Here is a 25,518-nt window from a genome sequence, read left to right on the forward strand (position 1 = left end):
GGCTGGTTCAGCAGGTGGGCAGGACGTTGATGTTGTCGCCGCCCTCCAGATTGAGCCAGGCCCAGGGGATGTAGTTCTTTCCGCTGTACTCGACCTGCACCCACCAGGTGCTCTGCTTCTGGTTGTTGTAGATCCACGAGTCGACGTTCTCGCCGGACTTCTTGCAGTACGCCTTCAGCCGGGTGCCGGGCTTCGCCCAACCCTCCTGCTGGTCGTTGTCCTGCCGGGTAACCCGGAAGATCTCGTTGCCGTTGCGGCCGCTCACTTCCTTGTCGCAGTAGGTCCGCTGGTCGCCGTCCGGTCCGTTGTTGCACGTCGCGATGCCGTAGAGCACCTCGGTAGTCTGGGCCCGCGTCGCGGCGCCCTTGCCGGCGGCGTTACTCGCCGTCACCGTGAACGTGTACTTCGTGCCCGGCGTCAGGCCCGGCACCGTGATGCTGGAGCACGCCCCGGCCTTCGCCGGCTCGCCCGGCGTGCTCACCGAGCAGGTGGCCTTGCCGCCACCGGCGTCCACGGTGAACGTGACGGTCGCCGAGGTGGCGGTGGCCGACGAGCCGGTGACCGTGACCCGCGGCTCGGCGACCGTGCGGGCGGTGGTGGTGGCCTCCGGGCCCGGCCCGGCCTCGTTGACCGCCTTCACCTTCACGGTGACGTTCTGGCCGTTGCCCAACCCGGTGACGGTGGTCCGGGTGTCGGTCACCTCGCTGCTGCGCCCGCCCACATCCACCAGGTACTTCGTCACCGGCCGGCCGTTCGCCTCGGCCGGCGCCCACTGCACGGTGATCGCGCCGGGCTGGGCGGCGACCGTGCCGGCCCGCAGTTCGAGGGGCCGGCCGGGCGCCGCGAACGGCACCACCGTGTTGCTGACCGGCGAGGCCGCCGAGCCGGCGCCCTTGTCGTTGACCGCGACCACGGTGAACGCGTACTGGGTGCCGTATTCCAGCTCCCCGGCGGGCACCACCAGCTCCGTCTTCGTCGAGTCGCCGGCCGGCGCGTTCGTCCCCGCCGAGCTGGCCGTCACCGCGTACTTCGCGATCTTGTTGCCCTGGCCATTCGCCGCCGGCCACTTCACCAGCACCGTGCCGTCCGGCCGCTCCTGCGCGGTCACGCTGGCCGGCGGATCGGGCACGGCAGCCGTCGGTGTCACCGGGTTGCTGCTACGCGACGGGCCGTCGCCCTTGACGTTCACGGCGTGCACCGCGAACCGGTACGTCTCGCCGTTGGTCAGGCCCTTGACCTCCACCGCACGCTGGTTGGCGCCGACCTCCAGGCGCTGGCCGGCGCCCTGCACCACGTACTTCATGATCTCGGCGCCGTTCGCGGCGGCCGGCCGCCAGCTCACCCGGGCCTGGGCGTTGCCGGCGGCGGCGGTGACGCTGCGAGGAGCGCTCGGCTTGCCCACCCGCGGCTTCTTCGGCGGGGGCGGCGGCGGGGGAGCGGGCGGCGGGTCGCCGCCGAGCACGTCGTTGGCGTACTTGTTGACCTCGCGCACCTGGTGCTTGTCGTCCACCACCCGCGCGGTCGCCGAGTCGGGCGAGTTGATGAACAGGTGGTTCTCCCGCACCTCCAGCTCCAGCGGCCCGTTCGCCCGGCCGCGGATGGTGTCGACCAGCTGGCCGCCGGCATCGAAGGAGTAGATGGTGCCGGTGGCCTCGTCGGCGCAGTAGAACCGGTCCGCCCAGGCCACCGCCGCGCTGAGCTGGTCGCCGTTGCCCGGCACGGTGAACGCCCGCTCCTCGCCCGCGTCACCCACCACCAGCACCCGTCGCTCGGCGGACACGGTGACCGGGACACGCGGGCCGCTGGTGCGGGCCGGCAGCGCCGCCGGACCGGTCAGCTTCAGAGACGTCAGGTGCACCTCGCCGCGCTGCACCCGCACCAGCTTCCCGGCGGTGCGGTCGAGCACCGCCACCCCGTCGTCCAGCGTGGAGACCACCAGCTCGTGGCTGGCCTCGGCGACGTCGTACGTCTCGATCCGCTCCGGGCTGAGCCCGCCACCGGCCGGCGCGGCCGACGCCGGCGCGGACGGCAGCTTCGCGGCCGTGACCGCCGACACCGTGCCCTCGCTGGGCACCGCGATCCAGAGCCGGCCCTCGCCGTCGAAGGCGCCGCCGGTGATGCCCGGCGGATAGCGGACCGGCTCGCCGACCGGAGCCAGCGACCGCGGGTCGAGCTGGCGCACGATGCCCTGCACGGCGTCGACGACGAACGCCGCGTCCTCGTGCAGGGCGACGCTCACGCCCAGCCCGGGGGTGGTGCGGGTGGTCGCGGTGAGCTGCAGGGTGGCCAGGTCCAGTGAGCTGACCTGCCCGGTCTGCAGGTCACGCAGGATCAGCAGCCGGTCGGTCTGGGTGACCTGCATCGGGTGGCGGCGGGCGTTCGGGACCTCGGTGCGGGTGTCGACGCGGGCGGTCACCCCGTTGACCCGGGCCAACTCGCTGCGCGCTGCGCTCCACAGCCACGAACTCGCGTCGTAGTTGGCCACCGCGTTGTCCGCCGCGCCCAACCCGAGGACGGTCAGCCCCATCGCGGCCAGCAACGCGGTCACCGTGCCGACGGTCACCAGCCCGCCGCGCAGCCGGGACCGCGAACGGGGGGCGTCGGTGCGCGCGGCGTCCTCGATGCTGGCCACAGCCGGCTGCCTCCCCTGAGTCGTGGCAGGTGGCGCGCCTCGCGGCGACCCCTCCCCTGAGCCGGGTGCCATCATATGGCCCGGCCGGTGGCGGGGGAACCCGCACGGTCACCCCTGTGGATACCGAGCGTGTGCGTTGTGGACGCCCAGCTCAGCTCGGCGGAGTGCTGCGCTCCCGCTCGGTGCAGACCTGCCCCGAGGTGGCGAAGCTGTCGGTGGAGTAGACCGCCAGCACGGTGAAGCAGTAGTCCACCCGGGAGTTCAGGCCGTTGACCGTGTAGCTGGTCCGGCCCGGGTCCACCGTGGCCATCACTCCCAGCGCCTGCCCGGCCCGGCCACCGGCGACCATGAACGGCACCGCACCCTCGGACGGGTCCGTCCACGTCAGCGTGATCGTGACCGACTCGTCCCGCAGCTTCAGATCGCCCGGCGGAGGCCCGGCCGCCGTCGGCGCCGCCGTGCTCGGTGCGGTCCCGGTCGTCGTCGGCGGCGCGTCGTCGCGGTTCAGCACCACCGCGCCCAGGCCGGCCACCGCCACCACGGCCACACCGGCGGCCACCACCGCGCCGATCACCGTCGCCCGGCCCCGGCCCTTCGACCCCTCATCGGTGTACGCCGGCCGGTACCCGTCCTGACCCGGGTGGTACTGCTGGCCCGGGTACACCTCCTGACCCGGGTGGTACTGCCGGGCCGCGTACTGCTCCTGGATCGGGTACTGCTCGGGAGTCGGCGCGGAGGTGAACGGCGGCGGGTAGGTCGGGGCTGCGGTGGCCGGTGACGCGATGGGACCCGGTGCTGCCGCGTCCGGCAGGGTCGGTACCGGCTCCGGGTACCCGCCGGAGACCGGCGTCGTCGGGGCCGGATCGGCGCTCGGTGACCAGGCGGACGCTGCCATCTCAATCGGAGCCGCGACGGGGCTCGACTGTCGGGCGGTCAGGTCCGGCTGGGCGAGGACCGCACCGGGCCTTGCCGGACCGCCGCTGCCCGGCCCGACGGGCGGGAACACCTCGGTCGGGACCGGCGGCGTCACGCCCGTCGCACGGTCCGACGAGGCCGGCGGCATCGCCGTGGCACCGAGACCACCTGGCTCAACCTCAGCCTGCGCGTCGGTCCGGTGCCCGTCCACCTGGGACCCGCCCGCAGGGCCGTTGCCGGCCGTGGGCGACGGCTGCGGTGGCGCGGTGCGGCCCCACGGTGGCGCGGTCAACCCCCATGGCGGAACGGGCGGCCCGCTGACCGGCGGTGCGGAGACGGGTGGGCCGGACACCGGGTAGTCGTGGCCGGGTGGTGCGGAGACGGGCTGGCCGTAACCCGGCGGCCCGGACACCGGAAAGGGCTGGCCCGGTGGTCCGGACACGGGATACGGATGGCCCGGTGGTCCGGACACCGGCTGACGGTAGTCGGGCGGTCCGGAGACGGGGTGAGGGTGCCCGGGCGGTCCCGACACGGGGAAGGGGTGCCCGGGCGGGCCGGACACGGGGTGGTTTTGGCCGGGTGGTGCGGAGACGGGTTGGCTGTGGCCAGGTGGTGCGCTCACCGGGTGGCTGGGTTGCGCGCTCACCGGGTGCGTCGGGTCGGAAGGGGTGCTTCCCGCAGGTGGCCCGCCCACCGCGTTGGTTGATCCGCTCGCCTCGGCCGGTGTGGCTGCGACCCGGGCCGTCTCCTCGGCCAGCAGCGGCTCGATCTGCTGAACCTGGATCGTCGGGTTGTCCCACCGGGGAGCCGGAGACGGTGGGACCGTCGCGGCTGACGGCGCGGCGGCGGACGCCGGCGTCGGCGGGGGAGGCGCGTCGATCGCTGGGTGCTGCGGTTGGTCGCCCACCCGCTGGCGTGGCGGCACCGGTGATCCGGACAGGGGCGGGGGTGGCTGCTGCGGTCCGACCAGCAGCTGCGGCTGCGTCGGCTGGCTCGCCGGCCGTGGACGAGGCGAGGGGTCGACCGGCGGTCGGGCTGGTCCCGGCTGCTGCTCGGTGCGCTGGCGCGGCGGCACGGGAGGTGCCGGGGACGGTGGCGCGGGAGGTGCCGGCGGCGGGGGCGCGGGAGTTGCTGACGGCGGCGGCGCGGGACGTGCCGGGGGCGGCGGCGGTCCGGGCTGCGGTGGGCCCGGCGTGACGGAGGTCGGCGCCGGTCGGGCTGCCGGCTGGGCCGGCGTCACACGGGGGGCGGGAGCCGGTACCGGCGGTGCACCGGCGTCGGTGGGTGGCGGTGGTGCGGCGGGTGCGCGTACCGCCGGAGGGGTCGGCCGGGGCGTGGCCGGCGGTGGCGGCGGCGCCCAGGGAGACGCGGCGGCCGGAGGGCTGCCCGCCGATGGTCGCATCGCGGCGATGGTCGCCAGGGACAGCGTCGGACCGGACAGCGCGGAGCGGGTCCCGGCATCGTCCGCCGCAACGGGATCGGCGGACCGGTTGTCCGGGGCCTGCCGGGGTGCTGGCGGCGACGGGTGCCGCTCGGCCGGCGCGGCCGGTGCGGGAGCGGCTTCGCCGAGGTAGTGGCGGGCGGCGCGTACCGCCGGGTGGTGCTCCCCGAGCACGCCGGGCCCGGCGGTGGCGACGCGGGTGTAGTTGCGGCGGGCCTCGTGCCGGTTGCCCAGTTCCTCGGCGACCTCCGCGAGCTCGAAGGCGAGCGCGAGCATCGCCGGATCGGAGTGCTCCCAACGCCGCTCGCCCGCCGCGAACGCCTCCTCCAGCAGCCGGCGGGCGGCGAGCGGGTCGTCCGCCTCCCGGTGCAGCCGTGCCAGCAGGTGCGCGGTGTGCAGCACCTCGGGGTGATCCTCGCCGTACGGCGCGCGGGCGGATTCGACGGCCTCCGCGAGCAGCTGCCGGGCGGCGCTGAGGTCGCCCGCGGCGCGCAGGGCGAGGGCCCGGTGCTGGGCGGCTGCCAGAGGAGAGGGATGGGGCACGTGGCAATGCTGCCGTCAGAGGGCCGCCCGACGCTACCCGGACACGCCTTCGCCGGTGCGTCGGTGACCCCTCGTGAGGCGGTCTGAGCAGCGGTCGGAACACTTCGACAGGGGGGTCGGACGGCGATGTGCATGATCCACGAGTGGCGTGTACAGTAACTCCCCGTGCGGCCCGCCGGCCGGCCATCGGGTGTCAAGATCATCCAGGTCGGCGAGGTAGGCTGAACGAGCAAGTCCGGGTGGCGGAATGGCAGACGCGCTAGCTTGAGGTGCTAGTGCCCGTATAGGGCGTGGGGGTTCAAGTCCCCCCTCGGACACAAACCATTGCCCCACGGTGCGCGCTGAGATCGACTGCAGCGCGCACCGTTTGCGTTTCAGGCCGGTAGGTAAGCCGGAGTCCGAGTTGCCGGTAGACCTCGGCCTTGTCGGCTGGGTCGGCGTTGCGGAGCACGGTGGTGATGTCGCCGAGCGCGCTCACGAGGGCTGTGATCTCTCGTCGGCTCATCCGGGATCGGCGGCCGGTGCGAGCCCGGTTTAGGGGAGCAGGTTGGGAGCAGCAGGGTGCCCTGAACGGCCTTGAACTGCGTCAAACGGCGTCGAACGACGCTCAACAGCACCACCCCTAATACTCCAGCAGGAGATCCGTTTCAGGGCTCGGTGAGGGCTTGTCGGGCATAGTGGCTGATCTTGGCTTCGGCTTGGTGCTGGCGACGGAAGATGGACCAGGCGATGACATCGCCGACGCGTCGATCGGGTTCGATGATCAGGGCGTGGAACAGCCGTCGGACTTCGTTGACGGTGATCGGGATCAAGCCGTCCGGGCGGGTGGTGCTGGCCGCTGCGGCGGCGGCGAGGAACGCGTGTGCGGCGATAACGAGGGTGGTCCAGCGGTGCCAGGCCCGCCAGCGGCGGTGTTGGTGCTGGTCCAGGCCAAGGCCGGTCTTGGTGGCCTGGAACGATTCCTCGATGCTCCAGCGGCGGCCGGCGACGGCCACCAGGTGGTGCAGCGGAACTGGTTTGGGTGACCAGCAGCGGTAGAACGCCAGCTCACCGGTAGCGCGGTTGCGGCGGATCAGCAGCCAGTGGTGACCGTCATGCTGCTCGGCGGCCAGGGACAGGGTGACGAACGCCCAGTCGTAGTAGCGGTGCCCTTTCGCCCCCTGACCGGCGGAGATCCGCTGCCACGCCCGCTTCGGCAGACCAGCGGCGATTTGGTCCGCCCGCTGGATGCCGAGTCCGGTCGGGACCCGGTGCGAGCAGGCGACCGCGAGGACGTAACCCAGTTCGTGGCTGCGCAGGGCCGCGGCCAGGTGCGGGTCACCGCCGTAGGCTTCGTCACCGGCGACCCATCGGCATGGCAGCCCACCGGCGAGGGCGGCGTCGATCAACTGTCGTGCCAGCTGGGGTTTCGTGGCAAACCCGATCGTGTCGGGCACCCCTGCCTCCACCCGTCGCGCGGGATCGTCGGCCCAGGCTTTCGGTAGGTAGAGAGCAACGTCGACCAGGGTGTGACCCAGCGGTGAGGCATAGGACAGGTGCACCGCGAGCTGACAGTTCTCGATCTTCCCGGCGGTGCCGGAGTACTGCCGTTGCACCCCGACGGTGTGCATGCCCTTCTTCAGGTCACCGGTCTCGTCGATGACCAGCACCCCGTCCGGGTGCCCGAGCTTGGCCGCGACGAAGTCCTGCACGTCAGCACGGACCCGCGCGTCGTCCCACCTGGCCCGACCGATCAGGTCCTGCATGCCACCTGGCCCGTCGTCGCCGGCGTGTTCCGCGATCGTCCAGCAGTTCTTGGTCGGCAGCGGTGCCAGCAGCCCAGCCATGAAGTCCCGCACCCGCCGTCGGGGCTCAGGCCGACCGAAGCACGACCCGATCACGTCCATCAGCTCGTCGAACAGCCCAGACCATCGCTGGGCGTCTACCTTGTAGGCGGCAGCCACCGCCGGAGCTTGGGTCCACACAACCACGAGACTCAGCGGTGGCTGCTCCATGCCCACGGACAAAACCACACTGCTCCAGCAGGTCCGAACGGATCTCTTGCTGGAGTACTAGTCGAGGTGCAATGGGGTGGCATTCATGTCTGAGTGACATCGACAATTATCCGATGTCGACAGTCAGTACCACTCACCCGCGGACGGCACGATGAAATTGATCTGGGGATTAGCTGGTTCTGCTGGTTCGCATGATCGCGTGGGTCTGTCCGAGGTCATAGCCGAGCGGGAGCTCGCCCACGTAGCCTGGGGGAATCTCCCCGTGGGAGCCGTTGCAGGTGGTGGTGCGGAACACGTACCACCTCGTGTTGGTCAGGTTATAGACGTCGTCGTCGTCGAAGTCCGCCAGCTGGATGCACGTGTTGCGGGGCGTGTTCCCGGGGTACGGCCCCTGCTCGGAGGGGAAGCCCTCAATGCCATACAGGCAAAACCCCGGGACATCATAGTACGGACAGTTTGCAAGAGCCGCCTGAGCCGGAGTTGTCGCCACGAAGGCGCCGGCTCCAATCGACAGCAATAAGGTGGCCAGCCCTGCCATGAGCTTACGCTTGACGATCATTCGTCCTCCCCGTCGTTCCGCTGACCGCCCCCGTTGCCGATAAGACGAAGGTCGGCTTACATTGTGACAATTTAGCCACGTCGGTGAGATTTAGCTACCCCGATCCCTGTCGGTTGTCTTGCACACGGTTGCCGACAGTGCCCTCCGGGTAGTACTCCAGCAGATCCGTTCGGACCTGCTGGAGTACTAACCTGCGGCTCCACGAAGCCGCAGTTCAGAGGCGGTGCGGCGTCCTGTTTCCCGCGGAGTGCTCTGCGGTTCTGGACTGCGATCAACAACTTCCTATGTCACCTGGTGGGGGGTGTGCGCAGGTCAAGGCGGTAAGGAGCCGTTGGTTGGTCCGACCTTGCACCTGGGAGCAGATTGGGTGCAGGTTGGCGAAGTGGTCACCGCGTCCGAAGTGCTCACCGACGCCGGGCATAGACGAGGGCTCTGACCTGCGGTGGTATTGGCGAGCGGTGCGCGTGACCTCCCAGTGGATACCGAAGAGGTCAAGCGTCCAGCCTCCCGACTGGCTGGTGCCGGCTGTTGAACTGAGGCCTGCCGCCCGCCAATCACGAGGCCGGCTTGCATCGGTGCACTGCTCTGGCTGTCGTCGCGGTGGCGTCGGTACGGATCTCGCGAGCTGAGACCCAGATCCCACTGGCGAACCTCTGAGCAGGGCTTCCTGAGCGGTGACCTCTTCGGCGGATCCGAAGGCGCAGCGCTGGCGCCCCGCGGAGGTGGTAGGGCGGCGTCCGCTCATGTCGATGTGAGCGCGTTCGCTGCTGTTTCCCTATGAGTGTTACTGGAGCAGGTTGAGCTGAGACTTCTCACCCGACTGGCAGCGCGGATGTCACTCACCGGATGTCAGTTACGCGCCGAGGTGGCTGGCCCAGCAAGATGACCTCCGAGAAGATCGCGGTAGCCCGCAGGTGTGCACCTTCGAGAAGTGCACCGTCGACGTGGGGCACTCGTCGTCCTCTCGAAGTCAGACAACGGCAGGCGCGACACCTGACGTGCGCGCCTGCCGCATTGTGGCCTTTCAGTCCTTCGGTGCGATTCGGATGCGGTTCCCGTCAGGATCGGCTGCGAGGAAGGTCAGCCCGAACCCCGCGTCGTGAGGCTCGTGCAGGATCGTGACGCCCTTGGACTGCCACTGCTTGAAGATCGCGTTGATCTCGTCGGGTCGTCCGCCGCCGATGGCCAGGCAAACCTCACTGGTACGCGGGACGTTCGGCGACAGATCCTCGAACTGGCCGGACCATAGAGCGAGGTCAGCGCCCGGCCCGAGGTCGAAGGTGATGTATCCCGGAGTCTCGAACGAGGGGCTCATGCCGAGGAGGTCGCCGTAGAAACGAGCTGCGGCGGGAGCGTCGTTCACATAGACGATGGATACGACGGACGTGGTGGTCATGGTTGTTCCTTCTCACAGGTCGTAGGTACGCATCCACCAGCCTGGCCGGACTATGCGCCGTATGGTGTCGCAATTTCCTGGAAAACTTGGTGTGTGACCCCGGACCGCTTCTTCGCCCTGATGCTGCTCCTCGATTCGAGGGATGGCGCGACCACCCAGGAACTTGCCTCGGCGCTCGGGGTTTCCCTCCGAACCATCACCCGGGACCTGAACTGGCTCCGCGACGCAGGTCTGCCGGTGACCGCACACCGGGGCCGCCTCGGCGGCGTGACCATGCTGCCAGGGTCCGGGCTCGACCTCACGCGACTCACGCCTGGCGAGCGTGATCATCTCTCACTCATCGGGCTGGATGAGAAGCAACGCGCGGAGCTCAACGCATCGGCCGAAAGCCGACGCGCGCTCGCCAAGATCGCCGCTACACAGTCACGTCGAGTTCATGAGCTCCTGCCGCTCACCGACGTCGTGCACGTGGACAGCCGTCCCTGGCACCAGACACGAGCTTCCGGCACGACTCCGGCTTCGCTAATCGGCTCAGTGCGGCGAGGTCGCCAGCTACGGATCGTGTACGACAGCCCACGCGAGTCATGCCCACGCGACCTGGTCGTGGATCCCTACGGGCTGCTCGCCAAGGCCGGCATCTGGTACCTCGTTGCCGACTGTGCCCGAGTGCCACGGATGTACCGACTCGAACGGATCACCACGTGGAAAGAAGTCGACCAGCCACGACGGCTCCGCGAGAACCAAACCCTGGCCACCGTCGCTGCAGCGCTCATTGATCAGTGGGCACACAACCACGCGATAGAGGTCAGCGCCACCATCGACCAGTCCCAGATCGAGCGAGCGCAACGGATTTTCGGCTTACGACTCGTCCGGGACAACCATGAAGAATTCGCCACCGGCCACAAGGTGAGAATTCGCTTCATGCATCTTGAGGACGTACGAGCATTGCTGCCGTTCGGAGGCGCCATCACGGTACACGGCCCCACCGAAGCCAGGGCTTACCTCCGCGCCCTCGCCGCCGACCTTGCCCGCCACTATGCGCCGTCACCAACGTCCTGACCAGCAATACCTGGTTTTCCGCGAGGATGCACACCACCCTGACGTCAAGACCAACTCACTCTCATGCCGCTGACAAGGCGCGGTGATCGTGGGCGTGCTTCCCCGATCGACCGATGCGGCTGCGAGAGAGCTAGCGCTGGTGCCAACCAAAGCACCGGGCCGCCAGCTCACAATTGGTCGGCGGGCGGCGGCCCGATGCGAGCCCAGTCTGGGGGAGCAGGGTGGGAGCAGCGGGGTGCCCCGAACGGCCTTGAACTGCGCCCAATGGCGCCGAACGGCACTCAACTGCACCCACCCCTGCCTGCGGCTTTACGTTGCCGCAGGTCAGAGTCGGTGCGGCGTCCTGTTTCCCGCGGAGTGCTCCTCGGTTCTGCGCGGCGGATGGCAACGCTCTATGTCGCCTGGCGGGGGAGGTTGCGCAGGTCAAGGCGGTAAGGAGCCGTTGGTTGGCCGGGCCTTGCAACTGGGAGCAGATTGGGTGCAGGTTGGCGAAGTGGTCAGCGCGCCCGAAGTGCTCACCGATGCTGGACAGGGTGGCGGGTGTTGACCTGCGGTGATGCGGGCGAGCGGTCTAGCGTGAGCTCCCAGAGAAGATCGAAGAGGTCAAGCTTTGCTGCTCCCCACCTGGCCGGTGCCGGCCGTCGGCGTGGAGCCCTCAGACGCCCAGTAAAGAGAGTCGGTCCCATCGACGTGCAGCTCTGGGCTGTCCGTGCTGCTGGCGGTATGTATCCCGGGAGCTAAGACTCGAATCCCACCAGCAAACCTTCTGACCAGGGCTTCTTGCTGGGAGACCTCTTCGGCGACTCCGGAGACCTCAACCATGGCGCTCCCGGCTGTCAGTATTGTGCCCGCCGATGCGTGGCTTCGCGCTCTGCCTCCAATATCCTAAGCTAGTCGGATGCTTCCAGTCGCCGCGCTTCCACCCCTTCTGAGATTCCTCGATGGCATCGATTCTTCCGTCGCTCGTAAGCTCATGCGCAAGGTTCCATGGGACGAGTCGGCTATTACGCGCGAGCTTTGTGACCTTCTCGACGAGGACTACTCGGAAGAGTATAGTCTGTCTTATTCGCTGGAGCAGCTTCGTCGCGACCTCGGTCTGGCCATGCCGCTTGTGAGCGTTGACTTCACTATCGAGACACACCAGTACTCGGCACAGGTGGAAAACTGGGTTACGCAATCGGACATCGGCATGGTGCTTAAATATCAGGACCGTTTCGTGCCGACCGAATCTTGGACCAGCTCCCTGCTCCTCCAGGCGAAGCGTCTGTTTCCACAAGCTAGAGGAGTTCATTACTCTGAGGCCTCGAGATTCGACTCGTTCGACTCGAAGCAGCATAGCCGCATCAGGAATCTCAACGAGCTACTTGAATGCGATCTCGTCAGTTACCTCCTCTACTGCCCGCGTCCGTCGTCTCTAGACAAGCTGACCGCCGCGAAGCTGGCACATCTGCGCAACCTCTCGGTAAACGGTGAGATCTTCGACTTCGCGCGCGGGCTTGCACTCCACCGTGAGCTTGAAGCGGGAGGCCAGACGTTGGCCGCCGGAGTTTTTGTTGCAAAGGTCGACGCAATGCCCAAGACGCTTGCGCAGATACATGGGGGAATCTTTAAGTCTACGATCCCGCTGTCTTGGCTGCTGACTCTGGAATTTGCGGACGCAAAGAGATTTGTGGACTTGCCATCCGGCATGCCGTTCGGTGTCAACCACGCTCATCTTGATTCGAAGCGGTCACGGATTGTCGATGGGATCTTGGCCGGCGACGAAGCGGTAACTCAAGCGATCGGAGCTCTGGCTGGACGAAACGTCAACTTTGCGCCACTCAGGGTTTTGCCGAGGCACACAATCTCGATCAGCATTTCGGCGGGCGGTCAGGCGGATCCTGATCAGCAGCTCGTCATTAATCAATGAATTAGGCACACGGGGGTCGAACGAGCGAGTTTGCCGACGACAGTGCGACCTGCAGCGCGCTTTTCTTGGCGACCTTCATTGTATTGTTAATCGGCTATGACCGTCGGCCGCAGCTGCATCATGTTTTCCATCGCCTCGTCAATATCGACGTCGGGGATCTCATCGAGCGACATTCCCTCGAAGAGGCTCAAACCTCCAGAGTCCAATTCCATCTCATTCGGAGAGTAAGAGAAACGAGGGAAGGAATGCTGACCTTCAGGCTTCCGAGGTTTAATCAGCCCTCGCCGGCTTTGGGTGAGGTCGACGAGGGCTTCATGTACTGCCCAGCTCTCCCAGGATCCAGCATTCTGGCCGATAGTGGTGTTGGGAAAGGATCGATCCTTCCGGCCGACCGCCGAGAGGAGGGCAAACTGTGTCCAACTGAGCTCCGTCGCAGTCCGGATAGCCCAATTCGCGGTCGTCCGATCTACGATAGAGTCGAAGGCAAGATTGGCAATCAGGTTACCGAGGTAAGGTGTCTTTCGTTCCTCATGTTCGCGCTGAGCCGAGAGCATGACGCCTTCGGCTACCTCCTCAAAAGTCGATCGCTGATACGGGTCGCCTTTGAAGAAGCCATCGTCGCGGTAGTCGTCGCCGGCTTCGTATCTCTCGCGGATCTTCTTCGCTGCCGCCGTCGCAGCCGTTTTTATGCGGCGTTCCTCTGATCGGCTAAGCTGGCGGGTGCCAAGGTCGTCAACTAGCGCGCCTAATGCGGCGCCTGCCGCCGAGCTCGCCAAAGCCTCTCCCGTGACCTGAGCGAGAGCTGCCGAGGCGAGTGTGCCTATGACAGCAGCGCCAGCCTTCACTGGACCACCATGCTTGCGAACTAATTCACCCACCGCCGGATCGTAGCAACATCAGGCAAGTCGTTCGGCCCTGCAAGTTACCCGTAGAACGCGCTGACTGCCGCACTCGAATGAAGCTGACAAGGCGCGGCGATTGTGGGCGTGCTCCCCGATCGACCGATGCGTCTGCGGGAGCCAGCGCTGGTGCCAACCAACGCGCTGGGCCGCCAGCTTACGATCGATCGGCGGCGGGTGCGAGCCCGGTTTAGGGGGAGCAGGTTGGGAGCAGCAGGGTGCCCTGAACGGCCTTGAACTGCGTCCAACGGCGTCGAACGGCGCTCAACTGCACCCACCCCTGCCTGTGGCTCTACGTTGCCGCAGCTCAGAGGGGGTGCAGCGTCCTGTTTCCCGCAGAGTGCTCCCCGGTTTTGGGCAGCAGTCGACGGTGCTCTATGTCGCCTGATGGGGCAGTGTGCGCAGGTCGAGGCGGTAAGGAGCCGTTGGTCGGGCCTGGCCTTGCAACTGGGAGCAGATTGGGTGCAGGTTGGCGAAGAGGTCAGCGCGCCCGAAGTGCTCACCGACGCCGGACAGAGACGAGGGCTTTGACCTGCGGTGATGCGGTCAAGCGGTGCGGCGTGACCTCCCAGTGGATACCGAAGAGGTCAACCCTCCAGCCCTCCGACTGGCTGGTGCTGGCTGTTGAACTGAGGGCTGCCGACGCCAATCACGAGGCCAGCCCGAATCGATGCACGGCTCTGGCTGTCGTCGCGTTGGCGTCGGTAGGGATCCCGCGAGCTGAGACCCAGATCCCACTGGCGAACCTCTGGGCAGCGCTTCCTGAACGGTGACCTCTTCGGCGGCACCGAAGGCGTCAGCGCTGGTGCTCCCGCGGAAGCGGTAGGGCGGCGTCCGCACATGTCAAAGAGCGGCTGCCCACCGCGTCTCAATCAATTTCGCGAGTGGACGAAGCATTGCGCGAGGCCGCTGTCACGAGCGGTCCCCGCCTCGAGTGGACGGCCACCGCACGACGATCAGCCCCGTGATGTAGTAACCGTCTTCATCGACGCGGGTGGCAACGTCGAGTTCGACGGTCGTCGCCTTGGTGCGTAACCGGTGGACTTCCCAGTGGCGGTACCGCAGGTCGCGTAGCCAGGCTTGCTCGACCTCTCCCGCGACACGCATCGGTGCTGCCGCCGGTTCGGCGATACAGACAGCAGTGATCTGCTGGGCAGGGTCGGGGCTTGTCGTCACGGTCACTTCCCGGATCGATGGGCACCGGAACAGGTAGTGGTCGAAATCGATCGACATGCCCGAGAGATTGTCTGGATCGGCCGGGGTTGCCACAGATGCGACTGCGCGGACTGCCTCGGCGAAGCCGGTTGGATCGGCGTCGTCTACCGGCGGCTCGGGGAGACCGATGGCCGGCGTGTCGTCCCACCAAGTCCGGCCCGTGCGTCGGCGCCACCAATACAGGACGGTCCGATCATCCGGCCAAGCCGCCAGGGCGCCACCGCCTGGCTCGAAGCGGTCCCCTTGAAGGTCGATCGTCCGCCAGTGCGGTTCTCGGTCGTAGTCGGCCGGGTCGGCTCGGTTCTCGACGAGGCTGTCCTCGTCACAGGCGCCGTACCTGCCGAAGTTGCGTTGCGCGTCAATCAACGAGGATTTGTTCGCACCGCCTGCCCGATACGGCCAACGTAGCTGGTAAACATCGTCCTCCCAGCGGCACACCTGGCAGATTTCGTGTGAGCCCGGCGGATCCCCCAACGTGCGGTAGCCGCAACAGACACACGGGTACGGGAGGTCCATGCGATCAGTGTGCCCGACACCCGTGCCGCACCAATGGCAGCCGCAGACCTTCGGTGCGCAGGGCGACCACAGCGACGCTGTGGGCGTCGACCGGGTCGGTCATGGGGCCCTGACCGGTGGCGAACACCCGGGCCCGGGCGGACAGCCTCGCGGGAACGTCCACGACGCTCTCACCAGCGGATCGCTGACTGTGGGCTGCCGGGTCAGCGAGCGGTGGGGTTGGTCAGTCGGTCCAGTTCGGTGGCGGCAAGTCGGCGCAGGGTCTGATCAGGGTCGAGGGTATACCGGCGGAGGATGTCCGGGGCGGCGTCAGGCGCGACATGTCGTGCAACGACTGCGACCCGCTGACGGACCATTGGATCCGGATCGTCCACCAATTCGACCAAGAGATGCCCCCGGTGCCACGCAGCCCCGCCACCGGCGCTGGCGAGTCCGCTGAGGGTCGCCGCCCGTACTGCGGCCTCGCCGTCTCCTGCCAGCATCGTGAGTTGCGGCACCACGCGGGGATCCGAGTCGGCCACCTTCGCGAGCGCCTGTGCGGCTTGGACGCGCAGCTTCGGGTCCTGGTCGGCAGCCAACGCCAGTAGCGTATCGACCGCCGCCGGCCCTCCGACCGAGCCGAGTGCCTCCGCAGCGTCCTCGCGGACCTGCCGGTCGGAGTCGTGGAGGAGCCGTTGCAGAGCCCCGGTCGCCTCGTGACTGCCGAGTCGCCCGAGTGCGTAGGCGACCATGGACCGTACCCGCGGTATCGGGTCGGCGGCGAGGGCAACGAGCGGTGCAACCGCGTCAACCCGGTTGGTGTAGCCAAGCCTGCTCGCGGCCGACACTCGTACCTGCTCGTCCAGGTCACGCAACGCCAGAACGAGCGCGCCGAACGCCCAGTCGTCGCCGGCTGGGTCAGGGATCGAGCCCACCGCCATGGACCTGATCTCCGCGTCGGCATCGGTCACGGCCGCGGCCAGCAGCTCGACATCCTGTGCCTCGACCACGAACCCGAGCGCCCACAGCCCCACACGGCGCAGCTCCGGCGTATCACCCGCGGCGAAATCACGCACCACACGGCGGCCGGTCGCCCGATCTGCGTGCAGCAGCTCGATGATCTCGGCCTGCAAACTGTCCTGGTCGTCCCCGAGATCGCGCGCCGAGGCGCGTAGCAGCACCGGCAGCGCCGCCGCACCCTCGATGCCGGCCAAGACACCGGCAATCAGGTCCCGGCCGTAGAAGTTCCCCTCGTCGAGGAACCGGTGTAGTACCTCCTGCAGCCGGGGTACCAAGGCAGTGTCCCCGCACTCCGTCAGGGCCGTGACGGTTGGCGCGATGTCGTCGTAATCGTCCTCAAGCTCCACGGCATGCCGGACCACAGCCTCCAACGCCCCACGGCTGTCGATCATCCGGTCACCATGCCACGCGACCACCCGGCGGTGGAACACCGCATCCAGGCACGCAGGGTCTGTGGATCATGCACGGATCTGCCGCAGACAACGCGCGCTACCCAGTGTCACCGCAACCCGATTGAGTCGGCCCTCGGTCGTGCTGATGTCAGCGCCCATTCGATGCCTCGATGATGGTGGCCGTTCCTACCGCGGGCCGGCCCTCGTGCATGGTGATCGTCATGCCCGGCTGCAGGTGCCGCCAGAGGGCTGGGGACAGCGGGCCCAGGCGGACCGACCCGGTGGCGCCTGGTGGCAACGCTGGCCTGTACTCCACCCAGATGCGTGCCACGAGCAGATCGGGGTCGCCTGCGGCCGTACGCCGGCCGAGGTCCCACAGCGGTCGGAGGATGCCCTTGCCCGGGATTGGCGTTCCCCGGCCACCCTCGGTGGCCGACAGGAGTCGCAACTCGGCGCGGACGATCCCGTGGATGCTCTCCCACCGACCCCACCGGCACCACGCTGCCGCGTCGGAGAGCCACATCAGCTCGGCGCTGTCGATCAGCAGATCCCACCAAGCGGTCGGCGGTCGCCAACCCGTGTCGAGGTCCGCAAGGAGATCGAGCGCGACCTCCCACTCGTTGTGGTCGAGGTACTCGCGTACGTCCATCACCGTCATGCCGGCCTCGTTGACGACATCAGCCGGGACCATGCCTGCAGCCCGAGCGAGCAGATCGGCAACATCCACCCGCGGATTATTCAACGGCGCCGCAGCATCAGCGCAACGGCTCCCACCGGCGCACGGATCTGCCGATGACCGGGCGCGTAAACGGCCGGTGCCCTCTCAGCCGACGCCGGACGATCTACCCCAGGAGGAGTCGTCGCTGGACCGGTAGTACAACGTGTCCGGGATCTGCAACTCCGACGTCGTGGAGGCCGGTGGGATGAAAGACGCGATGCGGTGAACCGAGAGCTTTGACCTGTGACATCTTCGGCGGACCCCGAAGATGTCAGCCATGCTGTCCCGGTCGTCAGCCGGGCGGTGTCCGCTCATGGCGAGATCCCTGCACTCGATTATGTCGGGGCACGGTCCTGCTCGGGGCTGGGCAATGGCCTTGCGCATTGCCCGGGCCGGCCGGTTAGGCTGCTGGCATGAACAGCTCGCACGCGTTCCCGACGGCGTCACCCGACGTCCTGGTCGGCGCGCTGCGACGCCGGCGGTCCAACGACCGCCTGCGCTGAGCATTCTCCTCTGCGACCGGCGGATCGAGCCGCCGGTCATCGCTGATCGTCCTCGGTCCGCTCGCATCCCCATTCGGTGATCCGCGCAGCGGATCCGATCGAGATCGGTGTACCCATGGATCTGGAGAAACTGCTGACCGACCGGCTGACACCGGCGTTCGCGACGGTGGCCGGCACGCCGGTCGACCCGGTGGTGCGGCGTTCCCAGCGCGCGGACTTCCAGTCCGACGCGGCGCTGGCACTGGCCCGACAGCTCGGCCAGTCGCCGCAGGCGATCGCCGCCGAGGTGCTGGCTCGCGCTGACCTGACCGACCTGTGCAGCGCGGCGGAGGTTTCCGGGCCGGGCTTTCTCAACCTGACCGTCGCCGACGAGGTCTTGGCCGGGATGGTCTCCGCGCTGGCCATCGATCTGAGGCTCGGGGTGCCGGTGGTCACCGAGCCGGAGACGGTGGTGGTCGACTATTCGGCGCCGAACGTGGCGAAGGAGATGCACGTCGGGCACCTGCGTTCGACGGTGATCGGCGACGCGGCGGCCCGGTTACTGGAGTGGTTGGGGCATCGGGTGCTGCGGGCCAATCACCTGGGCGACTGGGGCACGCCGTTCGGCATGCTGATCGAGCACCTGGCTGACCTGGGTGAGGCCGAGGCGGCGCAGGAGCTGTCCATAGGTGACCTGGACTCGTTTTACAAGGCCGCTCGGGTGAAGTTCGACGCCGACGAGACGTTCCAGGAGCGGTCCCGGCGGCGGGTGGTGGCGTTGCAGGGTGGCGACGAGGCGACGCTGCGGCTGTGGCGGCTGCTGGTGGAGCAGTCCGAGCGGTACTTCCTGACCGTGTACGACCTGCTCGACGTGACCCTCACCGAGCGGGACTTCCACGGCGAGAGCAGCTACAACGATTTGTTGGGTTCGGTGGTCGAGGACTTGGACCGGCTCGGTCTGCTGCGGGAGAGCGACGGCGCGGCCTGCGTGTTTCCGCCCGGCTACAAGGGTCGCGACGGCGAGCCGCTGCCGCTGATCGTCCGCAGAACTGACGGCGGTTACGGCTACCCGGCCACGGACCTGGCGGCGATCCGGCACCGGACCGGCACGTTGGGCGCGACCCGGCTGCTCTACGTGGTCGGCCTCCCGCAGCGGCGGCACTTCGAGATGGTGCACGCCGCCGCAGCGCAGGCCGGCTGGCTGGCCTCGCCGGCACGGGCCGAGCACGTCGGATTCGGGTCGATCCTCGGGTCGGACGGGCGGATGTTGCGCAGCCGGGCCGGCGGATCGGTGAAGCTGGTCGGGCTGCTGGAGGAGGCGATCGCTCGGGCCACCGCAATGGCCCGGGAACGGAACCCGGAGTTGGGCGAGGCGGAAGCGGCCGAGGTGGGCCGGGCGGTCGGCATCGGTGCGGTCAAGTACGCCGATCTGTCCAGCGACCGGCACAAGGACTACGTACTCGACTGGGCGGGGATGCTGTCGCTGGACGGCAACACCGCACCCTACCTGCAGTACGCGTACTCACGGATCCAGTCGATCTTCCGGCGGGCCGGGCTGGTAGCCCGGCCCGAGGCGGGAATCTCGCTGGCCGAGCCGGCCGAACGGGCACTCGCCTTCGAATTGGTCGGCTTCGGCAGGGTGGTCGGCGAGGTGGCAGACAGTCTGGAGTTCCACCACCTGACCGGGTACCTGTACCGGTTGGCCGCCGCGTTCAGCGCGTTCTATGAGCGGTGCCCGGTGCTGCGGGCCGAGAGGCCGATCCGGGATAGCCGACTGGTGCTCTGCGACCTGACCGCCAGAGTGCTCCGGCAAGGGCTGTACATGCTCGGCATCCAGACCCCTGAACGTATGTGACCAAATTGGACGGCCGCTCTGGTTGAAGACTGCCCTTCACGACCTGGGGCCTGAAGTTGCAGTCGTCGGAGAAGTCCGTCCCGCAGAACATCCTCAACACCTGCAGCTCCTGACCACGCTCCCCCCTTGCGGCCCGCGCCCCTTCAAAGGCCGCAGACCGCAAGGCGGGCGCTATGCCCGCCGGTTCGCAAGGCTGCAGATCTGCCCATCACAGGGTGCGGACGGTCGCCGGGTGCGCTATGGGTTGGCAGTCGTTTGGACGAACGACAAGATCCGCGGCAGGAGGTAACAGAACTCGCCGCCACCCCATGAGTCCACGAGGCCACCGGCTCGTCCCATCGCGTCCCAGAACGGTTCAGTTGATCGAATGATGTCTTCCGCAGCGGCCGTATCGACGTCGATGGCGGCGCATACAGCCGCCGTCAGTTCCGTGCGGGACTCGGCGGGTATGTCTTCAAGCGGATCACGATCCATTCGCAAAAGCTACCTCGGCAGACGTGCACGCTCATGCCGCCGAGCGGGCGCGCTGGCTAGGTGTGCTGTCCAGGGAGATTGGTCATGCCGCTGACCAAGTTCAGCGATTGTGGACGTGCTCCCCGATCGACCGATGCGGCTGCGGGAGCCAGCGTTGGTGCCAATCAAGGTACTGGGCCGGCACGGGTGCGGCTGGCGTGTTCGGGTGATTAGTCGGCGCGGTTCAGCGTGACGGCGCTGTGCGCAGGGGTGCTCGCCCACAGTGCTCGCAACGTGGGGTAGCGCTGCATCTCCCACTCCGCTTCACGTGCCACGCACCACGGCAGCGCCGCCAATGCAGCGCTGCACCTGCATCCTGACGTACCCCCGGAAGTGGGGGGACCCGCTGTCGTATCCCTGTGGTGAAGTGCGTGCCATGGGTGTGCTGTACGACTACTTCCGGGCCAAGGACGACGCTGCGGCTGTCAGGTTGATGAAGGATTTCGAGGGCGGACCGTTCGCTGTCAGCCGCGGCGGCATAGCTGTGGATGCGGTTGACCTGAAGGGCATCGAGCCGACGGTGACCCTCGGCAAGCTGGTGAGCCTCGTTCGACAGGTCGACTGGGATGTGAGCCTGGTCGACCTTGAATTGTTGTGGAGCGGGGACGAGCAGGACGGGCCATGGCTGATGTCGCTGGACCGGGCCGCGCGGGACACCCTCGCCTCTATCAGCAATGCCCAGGTGCGGGAGTTGTCGGCGCAATGGGGGCGGATCGAGGAACTGGCGTGGAGTGGGCCACTGTCTGACGACGAGATGCTGCCTGTCATTGAGAAGGTCGCCGCGCTTGCTCAGCGCGCGCGAGACGCGGGCGAGGATCTGTATTGCTGGTGCTGCCTGTGACCTACAACGGGGCGGTGCCGGGCACGGATAGGGGGAGCAAGCTGGGAGCAGCAGGGTGCCCTGAACGGCCCTGAACTGCGCCCGACGGCATCGAACGGCACCCAACTGCACCCACCCCTGCCTGCGGCTCCACGTTTACCCAGGTCAGAGCGGGTGCGGCGTCCTGTTTCACACCGAAGAGGTCACTGGTTCGATCCCACTATCGCCCACGCAGATCAAGGCCACTTCCCGAGTTCGGGAGGTGGTCTTTCTGCTTCGGTACAGCAGTTTTGTACAGCAGTAGGTCAGTGGCCGAGTGAGTCGCCGAGGCGCTTGAGGGCGTCGAGGGTCGCCTTCGACGAGACCTGCGTGTAGATCTCCATGGTCACGGAGAAGCGGGCGTGCCGTTGGATCTGCATGACGACTCTGGGATGGACGTCGAGGTCGGCGAGCAACGTGGCGCAGGTGCGTCGCGCATCGTGCACGGTGATCAGCATGACTCTCGCCTTTTCGCATCTCGTTTGCCAGGAGCGCTGGAAGTTGCGTGGCTCGATCGGTGTGCCATAGCGGGTGGTGAATACGAGATCGGTGTCGTGCCAGGTGTTGCCGGCGGCTGCTCGTGCCTCGTCCCGTTGCGCCTTCCTGATTCCTAGTGCCGTGGCGCAGATGTCGGGCAGGGGGAGGGTGGCGTCGGATGCCTGGGTCTTGGTGTCGCGGTGGAGGAGCCGGCCGCGGACCCGTTGCAGCTGGCGGCCGATGGTCAGCTCGCCCACGTCGAGGTCTACGTCCTCCCACGTGAGTCCCAGGGCCTCGCCCTTGCGTAGGCCGGTGACGAGGACCAGGGCGTAGGCGGCGTAGAGCGGGTCCTGGTCGACGCGGGCCGATTCGAGGAACTTGCGGGCCTCGTCGCTCGACCGCGACTTGCCCCGTCGCCGACCGACGGTGGCGAGGGTGACCGGCGCGGCCGGGTTCTTGGTGATGAGGTCTTCGGCTTGGGCGTGGGTGAGGGCGGCTCGCAGCGCGGCCCGGATGTCGCTGACCGTCCGCGTTGACGGGACGGCCTGGCAGCAGCGGCCAACGGCACAGCAGCGCCGCTTGTCCTTCGGGCGGGCGGCGTCCTTTCCCTGAGCGCAGCACTGGCAGGTCCGGGCCACCTGGTTGATCCAGGTCTGCACGTCCCGGCGCCGGGGGAGACGCCCTCGATCAATTGAGTCGGCAGCTGTGCCGGGAGGTGGCCTCGTCCAGCGAGTGCCCGGCGGCCAGGTGCGGGCCGAGGTAGATGGCACCGACGACGGTGTTCGGCAGGCTCCAGGTGTGGTCGACGACGAAGAGCAGGAAGCCCTTCACATCCGGGCGGTACACCCGGGTCGAGGCGATCGCCCGGCCGAAGATCATGCCGGGCAGCAGCCCGAGGGCCGCGCCGACCAGCAGCCCGAGCGGCCCGCCGAGCCAGCCGCCGAGGGCCGCGCCGGCGGTGTGCGCGATCGCGCTGAGGATCCCGTAGGCCATGGCCCCTCCTCGTACCCGAGACGCCACCTCCATGCTGACACCGCTAGCAAGATCATCGTTTCCCCGCCAGGTGGAAGGCGCCGCACGACAGGTGTAGGAGCTATTGATCGAAATATTTAACAGTTGTTCGATGATCGGCCGCAGGTCAAACCGTAGCGTCGGGGCAACTCAACTCGCACGGACTGATTACGGAAAGTAATCGCCGGGCGAGCGGCGCGAATCACCGCGGCGGGCCGCCCCCCGGTGGTCGTGAGTAGGCGCTCCACGTTGCCAACCCCCGAGGAGTAGCTGTGCCGCCGAACAAACATCCGTCCCGTGGCCGCCGTCCCGCGGCCTTGTTGTTGTCCACGACTCTTGTTGTTGCTCTGACCTCGCTTCCGACGTCGTCCGCTTCGGCGGCTCCGGAGGAGGGTGCGGCGAGGTCGAATCCGATCTTTCTGACTGGTCCGAACGAGGGGACGCCGGACAGCATCGCGATCGACTATCTGCGGGCGAACCCGGTGCAGTACGGCGTGACCGACGCCGACCTGCGTGATCTGGCGGTGGCGTCCCGCTACACGAGTCGGCACAACGGTGTGACGCATGTGAACCTGGCGCAGCGGTACAAGGACCTGGAGGTCTTCGGTGCCACGGCGACGGTGAACGTCGCTCGTGACGGCAGTGTGATCTTCGGGGGTGACTCGCTGGTGTCGGGTCTGTCGGAGAAGGTGTCCGGGACCGCGTCGCTGGACGCCGTGCAGGCGGTGGAGGCGGCCGCGAAGGGCCTGAAGCTGGCCAAGCCGAAGAATCCGCGGGTGGTGAGCCGGGCCGGTGGTGCGGCGAAGCGGACCGTGGTGTCCGGCAGTGGTATCTCGGAGCAGCCGATCCCGGCGAAGCTGGGGTGGCAGCCGACCGATGAGGGGCTGCGCCTGGCGTGGCAGTTGGTCATTGACGACTCGTCGGCTGCGCACCTGTGGAACGCGGCGGTGGACGCCCGGACCGGTGAACTCCTCAACGCCGACGACTGGACCACCCACGAGCACGTCGACGAGCTGTCCGGCACCCTGAGCCAGGTGGAGGGTCGGACGTTGCCGGCCGGCGCCAGCGGCCTGGGCACCCGCAACCCCGCGCAGGACGGATCGAGCTACCGGGTCTACGGCTACCCGACGGAGAGCCCGAACGACGGGCCGCGCACCCTGGTGACCAACCCGGCGGACGGCACCGCGTCGCCGTACGGCTGGCACGACACCGACGGCGTCCCGGGCGCCGAGCACACCACCACCCAGGGCAACAACGTCCACGCTTACCAGGACCAGGACGTCAACAACGCCGCGGACTTCGGCAGCCGCCCCAACGGCGGGGCCGGTCTGAGCTTCGACTTCCCGCTCGACCTCGCGGAAAACCCGCAGAACTACCGGGACGCGGCGACGGCCAACCTCTTCTACTGGAACAACATCATCCACGACGTCTCCTACCTCTACGGCTTCGACGAGGCGTCGGGCAACTTCCAGGTCAACAACTACGGTCGCGGCGGCGCGGCCGGCGACTACGTGCGCGCCGAGGCCGCGGACGGCAACGGCACGAACAACGCGAACTTCTCGACGCCGGCGATGGACGGCACGGGTACCCCACGGATGCAGATGTACCTGTGGCCGGGCAACCAGTTCGGCGCTCAGAACCAGGTCGTCGTCAATGGCGTCGGTTCCTTCGACGCGTCGTGGTCGCGGTTCAGCCCGGCGCTTTCGGCGGCCGGCCGGTCCGGCCAGTTCGTGTACGGCGGCACCGGCTGTACGGCGGACGCGTACCCCGGCACGCTGCCGAGCGGCGACTGGATCGCGGTGGTCGACGGCGGCACCGCCGCCTGCAGCTACCTGCAGCGCACCCAGGTCGCCGAGTCCCTCGGCGCCAAGGCGGTCGTGGTCGCCCACAACGCCACCGGGGCCGCGCCGGTGCTGACCGGCGCCATGACGACCGCGCCGGTCACCATCCCGGCGATCGCCCTGACCCAGGCCGACGGCAACGCGATCAAGGCCGCCATCGCCGCCGGCGACGTCACCGGGTCGGTGCGCAAGCACCCGAACCACCCGGGCATCCGCGACGGCGACCTCGACGCCGGCATCATCATCCACGAGTACACGCACGGCATCTCCAACCGGCTCACCGGCGGCCCGACGATCAACTGCCTCACCGGCAACGAGCAGATGGGCGAGGGCTGGAGCGACTACTTCGCCGTCACCACCCTGCTCGACCCGAGGCTCGACACGGCCGACGGTCAGCGCGGCCTGGTGCCGTACGTCCTGTTCCAGGAGAACCGGAGCGGTAACGGTCTCCGGCCGCGGCCGTACTCGCGCAACATGGAGGTACAGCCCTTCACGTACGACAGCATCAAGACCGGCGGTTGGCTGAACGGCACCTCCCTGGCCGCGCCGCACGGCATCGGTCACGGTTGGGCGTCGATCCTCTGGGACATGACCTGGGACCTCATCGACAAGCACGGGCTGAACCCGAACGTCTACGACTCCTGGGAGACCAGCGGTAACAACCTCTCCATGCAGCTCGTGATCGACGGGCTGAAGATGCAGGGCTGTGGCCCGGGCTTCGTGACCGGTCGCAACGCCATCATCGCCGCGGACGCGGCGTTGACCGGTGGCGAGAACGCCTGCACGCTGTGGGCGTCGTTCGCCCGCCGCGGTCTGGGTTACAGCGCGGTGCAGGGCACCACGAACCGGGACGACAACACCGAGGCGTTCGACACGCACCCGTCCTGCCGGGGTGACTTCACCGAGCTGGCCGCGCAGCCGGCGCTGAACGAGGTCGACGCGGGTGACGCGGTGCCGCTGCGGTTCAAGCTGGCCGCCAACCGGGGTCTGGACATCCTAGCCAGCAACTCCCCGTACTCCCGGCTGGTGGACTGCGACACCCTCAAGACCGTCAACCCGGACGGGCCGATCACGCCCCGGCCCACGCCGGTCGCGGCGCAGACCCCGGGCGGGTCCGCGATGACCGTCGCCGCGAACGGCCAGTACCTGTACCCGTGGAAGACCGACCCCGCCTGGGACGGCACCTGCCGCGAGTTCGTCCTGACCCTCGACGACGGCTTCCAGCACCGCGCCTACTTCAAGTTCACCAGCTGAGCCACAGCACCGATCGGTGGCGAACGGAGGGAGCGTCCC

The 25,518-nt window shown here is 68.0% G+C and carries 16 protein-coding genes, 1 tRNA gene and 1 pseudogene; 6 read left to right on the plus strand and 12 right to left on the minus strand.

Features of this window, described 5'->3' with window-relative positions:
- Window positions 1-7 precede the first annotated feature (7 nt).
- Together KBX63_RS30935 and KBX63_RS36560 are read right to left on the minus strand one after the other, a co-directional pair.
- The gene (locus KBX63_RS30935) at window positions 8-2,632 is read right to left on the minus strand and encodes a fibronectin type III domain-containing protein (RefSeq protein ID WP_210917391.1); all 2,625 of its coding nucleotides are present in this window, start codon (window positions 2,630-2,632) and stop codon (window positions 8-10) included.
- A 151-nt stretch (window positions 2,633-2,783) separates the two neighbouring features.
- Entirely contained in the window at window positions 2,784-5,531 is a 2,748-nt protein-coding gene (locus KBX63_RS36560) for a tetratricopeptide repeat protein (protein WP_307871897.1), read from the minus strand.
- Window positions 5,532-5,764: 233 nt separating this feature from the next.
- Between KBX63_RS36560 and KBX63_RS30945 the strand changes: the two genes are divergently transcribed.
- Window positions 5,765-5,848, plus strand: a tRNA-Leu gene (locus KBX63_RS30945).
- Between the two features lie 330 nt (window positions 5,849-6,178).
- Here the strand turns inward: KBX63_RS30945 and KBX63_RS30950 are convergent.
- From KBX63_RS30950 to KBX63_RS30960, 3 genes are all read right to left on the minus strand, one after another.
- On the minus strand, window positions 6,179-7,417 hold the full coding sequence (locus KBX63_RS30950) for an IS701 family transposase (RefSeq protein WP_210917438.1): 1,239 nt from the start codon (window positions 7,415-7,417) through the stop codon (window positions 6,179-6,181).
- 277 nt (window positions 7,418-7,694) lie between these two features.
- Window positions 7,695-8,084, minus strand: coding sequence for a hypothetical protein (locus tag KBX63_RS30955; RefSeq protein WP_210917393.1), 390 nt, complete (start codon window positions 8,082-8,084; stop codon window positions 7,695-7,697).
- A gap of 1,024 nt (window positions 8,085-9,108) precedes the next feature.
- Window positions 9,109-9,480 carry a VOC family protein gene (locus KBX63_RS30960; protein ID WP_210917395.1) on the minus strand — a complete coding sequence of 124 codons (372 nt, stop codon included), beginning with the start codon at window positions 9,478-9,480 and terminating at the stop codon, window positions 9,109-9,111.
- Between the two features lie 93 nt (window positions 9,481-9,573).
- On the opposite strand from KBX63_RS30960, the gene KBX63_RS30965 reads away from it, so the two are divergent.
- Together KBX63_RS30965 and KBX63_RS30970 are read left to right on the plus strand one after the other, a co-directional pair.
- Window positions 9,574-10,539: a YafY family protein gene (locus KBX63_RS30965; protein ID WP_210917398.1), complete on the plus strand. Its 966-nt coding sequence runs from the start codon at window positions 9,574-9,576 to the stop codon at window positions 10,537-10,539.
- 898 nt (window positions 10,540-11,437) lie between these two features.
- Complete coding sequence (locus KBX63_RS30970) at window positions 11,438-12,448, plus strand: hypothetical protein (RefSeq protein ID WP_210917400.1); 1,011 nt, start codon at window positions 11,438-11,440, stop codon at window positions 12,446-12,448.
- Between the two features lie 86 nt (window positions 12,449-12,534).
- On the opposite strand, the gene KBX63_RS30975 is transcribed toward KBX63_RS30970, so the two are convergent.
- The 4 genes from KBX63_RS30975 to KBX63_RS30990 form a co-directional block, all read right to left on the minus strand.
- Window positions 12,535-13,326: a hypothetical protein gene (locus KBX63_RS30975; protein WP_210917403.1), complete on the minus strand. Its 792-nt coding sequence runs from the start codon at window positions 13,324-13,326 to the stop codon at window positions 12,535-12,537.
- Window positions 13,327-14,259: 933 nt separating this feature from the next.
- Entirely contained in the window at window positions 14,260-15,078 is an 819-nt protein-coding gene (locus KBX63_RS30980; protein WP_210917404.1) for a CPCC family cysteine-rich protein, read from the minus strand.
- 203 nt (window positions 15,079-15,281) lie between these two features.
- The gene (locus KBX63_RS30985) at window positions 15,282-16,469 is read right to left on the minus strand and encodes a HEAT repeat domain-containing protein (protein WP_210917405.1); all 1,188 of its coding nucleotides are present in this window, start codon (window positions 16,467-16,469) and stop codon (window positions 15,282-15,284) included.
- A gap of 148 nt (window positions 16,470-16,617) precedes the next feature.
- Window positions 16,618-17,127 carry a hypothetical protein gene (locus KBX63_RS30990; protein WP_247663701.1) on the minus strand — a complete coding sequence of 170 codons (510 nt, stop codon included), beginning with the start codon at window positions 17,125-17,127 and terminating at the stop codon, window positions 16,618-16,620.
- A 678-nt stretch (window positions 17,128-17,805) separates the two neighbouring features.
- Between KBX63_RS30990 and argS the strand changes: the two genes are divergently transcribed.
- Window positions 17,806-19,524, plus strand: coding sequence for an arginine--tRNA ligase (gene argS, locus KBX63_RS30995; RefSeq protein WP_210917407.1), 1,719 nt, complete (start codon window positions 17,806-17,808; stop codon window positions 19,522-19,524).
- Between the two features lie 237 nt (window positions 19,525-19,761).
- Here the strand turns inward: argS and KBX63_RS31000 are convergent, their stop codons facing one another.
- Complete coding sequence (locus tag KBX63_RS31000; RefSeq protein ID WP_210917409.1) at window positions 19,762-19,998, minus strand: hypothetical protein; 237 nt, start codon at window positions 19,996-19,998, stop codon at window positions 19,762-19,764.
- Between the two features lie 415 nt (window positions 19,999-20,413).
- Between KBX63_RS31000 and KBX63_RS31005 the strand changes: the two genes are divergently transcribed.
- Complete coding sequence (locus tag KBX63_RS31005) at window positions 20,414-20,878, plus strand: hypothetical protein (protein ID WP_210917410.1); 465 nt, start codon at window positions 20,414-20,416, stop codon at window positions 20,876-20,878.
- A gap of 284 nt (window positions 20,879-21,162) precedes the next feature.
- Here KBX63_RS31005 and KBX63_RS31010 read toward each other — a convergent pair.
- Both KBX63_RS31010 and KBX63_RS31015 read right to left on the minus strand, forming a co-directional pair.
- A pseudogene (locus tag KBX63_RS31010) lies at window positions 21,163-22,041 on the minus strand (tyrosine-type recombinase/integrase); the annotation flags it as partial.
- A gap of 19 nt (window positions 22,042-22,060) precedes the next feature.
- Window positions 22,061-22,366: a hypothetical protein gene (locus KBX63_RS31015; RefSeq protein ID WP_210917411.1), complete on the minus strand. Its 306-nt coding sequence runs from the start codon at window positions 22,364-22,366 to the stop codon at window positions 22,061-22,063.
- Between the two features lie 512 nt (window positions 22,367-22,878).
- Between KBX63_RS31015 and KBX63_RS31020 the strand changes: the two genes are divergently transcribed.
- On the plus strand, window positions 22,879-25,479 hold the full coding sequence (locus KBX63_RS31020; RefSeq protein ID WP_307871898.1) for a M36 family metallopeptidase: 2,601 nt from the start codon (window positions 22,879-22,881) through the stop codon (window positions 25,477-25,479).
- Window positions 25,480-25,518: the final 39 nt, after the last annotated feature.

This window comes from Micromonospora sp. U21 (assembly GCF_018070045.1).
Classification (GTDB): Bacteria; Actinomycetota; Actinomycetes; order Mycobacteriales; family Micromonosporaceae; genus Micromonospora.

What these genes read in the sequence shown, in the direction of transcription:
- KBX63_RS30990 (WP_247663701.1), bottom strand. Translation starts at nt 17,127, where the DNA reads ATGACGGTGATGGACGTACGCGAGTACCTCGACCACAACGAGTGGGAG.
- KBX63_RS31000 (WP_210917409.1), bottom strand. Translation starts at nt 19,998, where the DNA reads ATGGATCGTGATCCGCTTGAAGACATACCCGCCGAGTCCCGCACGGAA.
- KBX63_RS30985 (WP_210917405.1), bottom strand. Translation starts at nt 16,469, where the DNA reads ATGATCGACAGCCGTGGGGCGTTGGAGGCTGTGGTCCGGCATGCCGTG.
- KBX63_RS30950 (WP_210917438.1), bottom strand. Translation starts at nt 7,417, where the DNA reads ATGGACGTGATCGGGTCGTGCTTCGGTCGGCCTGAGCCCCGACGGCGG.
- KBX63_RS30960 (WP_210917395.1), bottom strand. Translation starts at nt 9,480, where the DNA reads ATGACCACCACGTCCGTCGTATCCATCGTCTATGTGAACGACGCTCCC.
- KBX63_RS30970 (WP_210917400.1), top strand. Translation starts at nt 11,438, where the DNA reads ATGCTTCCAGTCGCCGCGCTTCCACCCCTTCTGAGATTCCTCGATGGC.
- KBX63_RS31015 (WP_210917411.1), bottom strand. Translation starts at nt 22,366, where the DNA reads ATGGCCTACGGGATCCTCAGCGCGATCGCGCACACCGCCGGCGCGGCC.
- KBX63_RS30980 (WP_210917404.1), bottom strand. Translation starts at nt 15,078, where the DNA reads ATGGACCTCCCGTACCCGTGTGTCTGTTGCGGCTACCGCACGTTGGGG.
- argS (WP_210917407.1), top strand. Translation starts at nt 17,806, where the DNA reads ATGGATCTGGAGAAACTGCTGACCGACCGGCTGACACCGGCGTTCGCG.
- KBX63_RS30955 (WP_210917393.1), bottom strand. Translation starts at nt 8,084, where the DNA reads ATGATCGTCAAGCGTAAGCTCATGGCAGGGCTGGCCACCTTATTGCTG.
- KBX63_RS31005 (WP_210917410.1), top strand. Translation starts at nt 20,414, where the DNA reads ATGGGTGTGCTGTACGACTACTTCCGGGCCAAGGACGACGCTGCGGCT.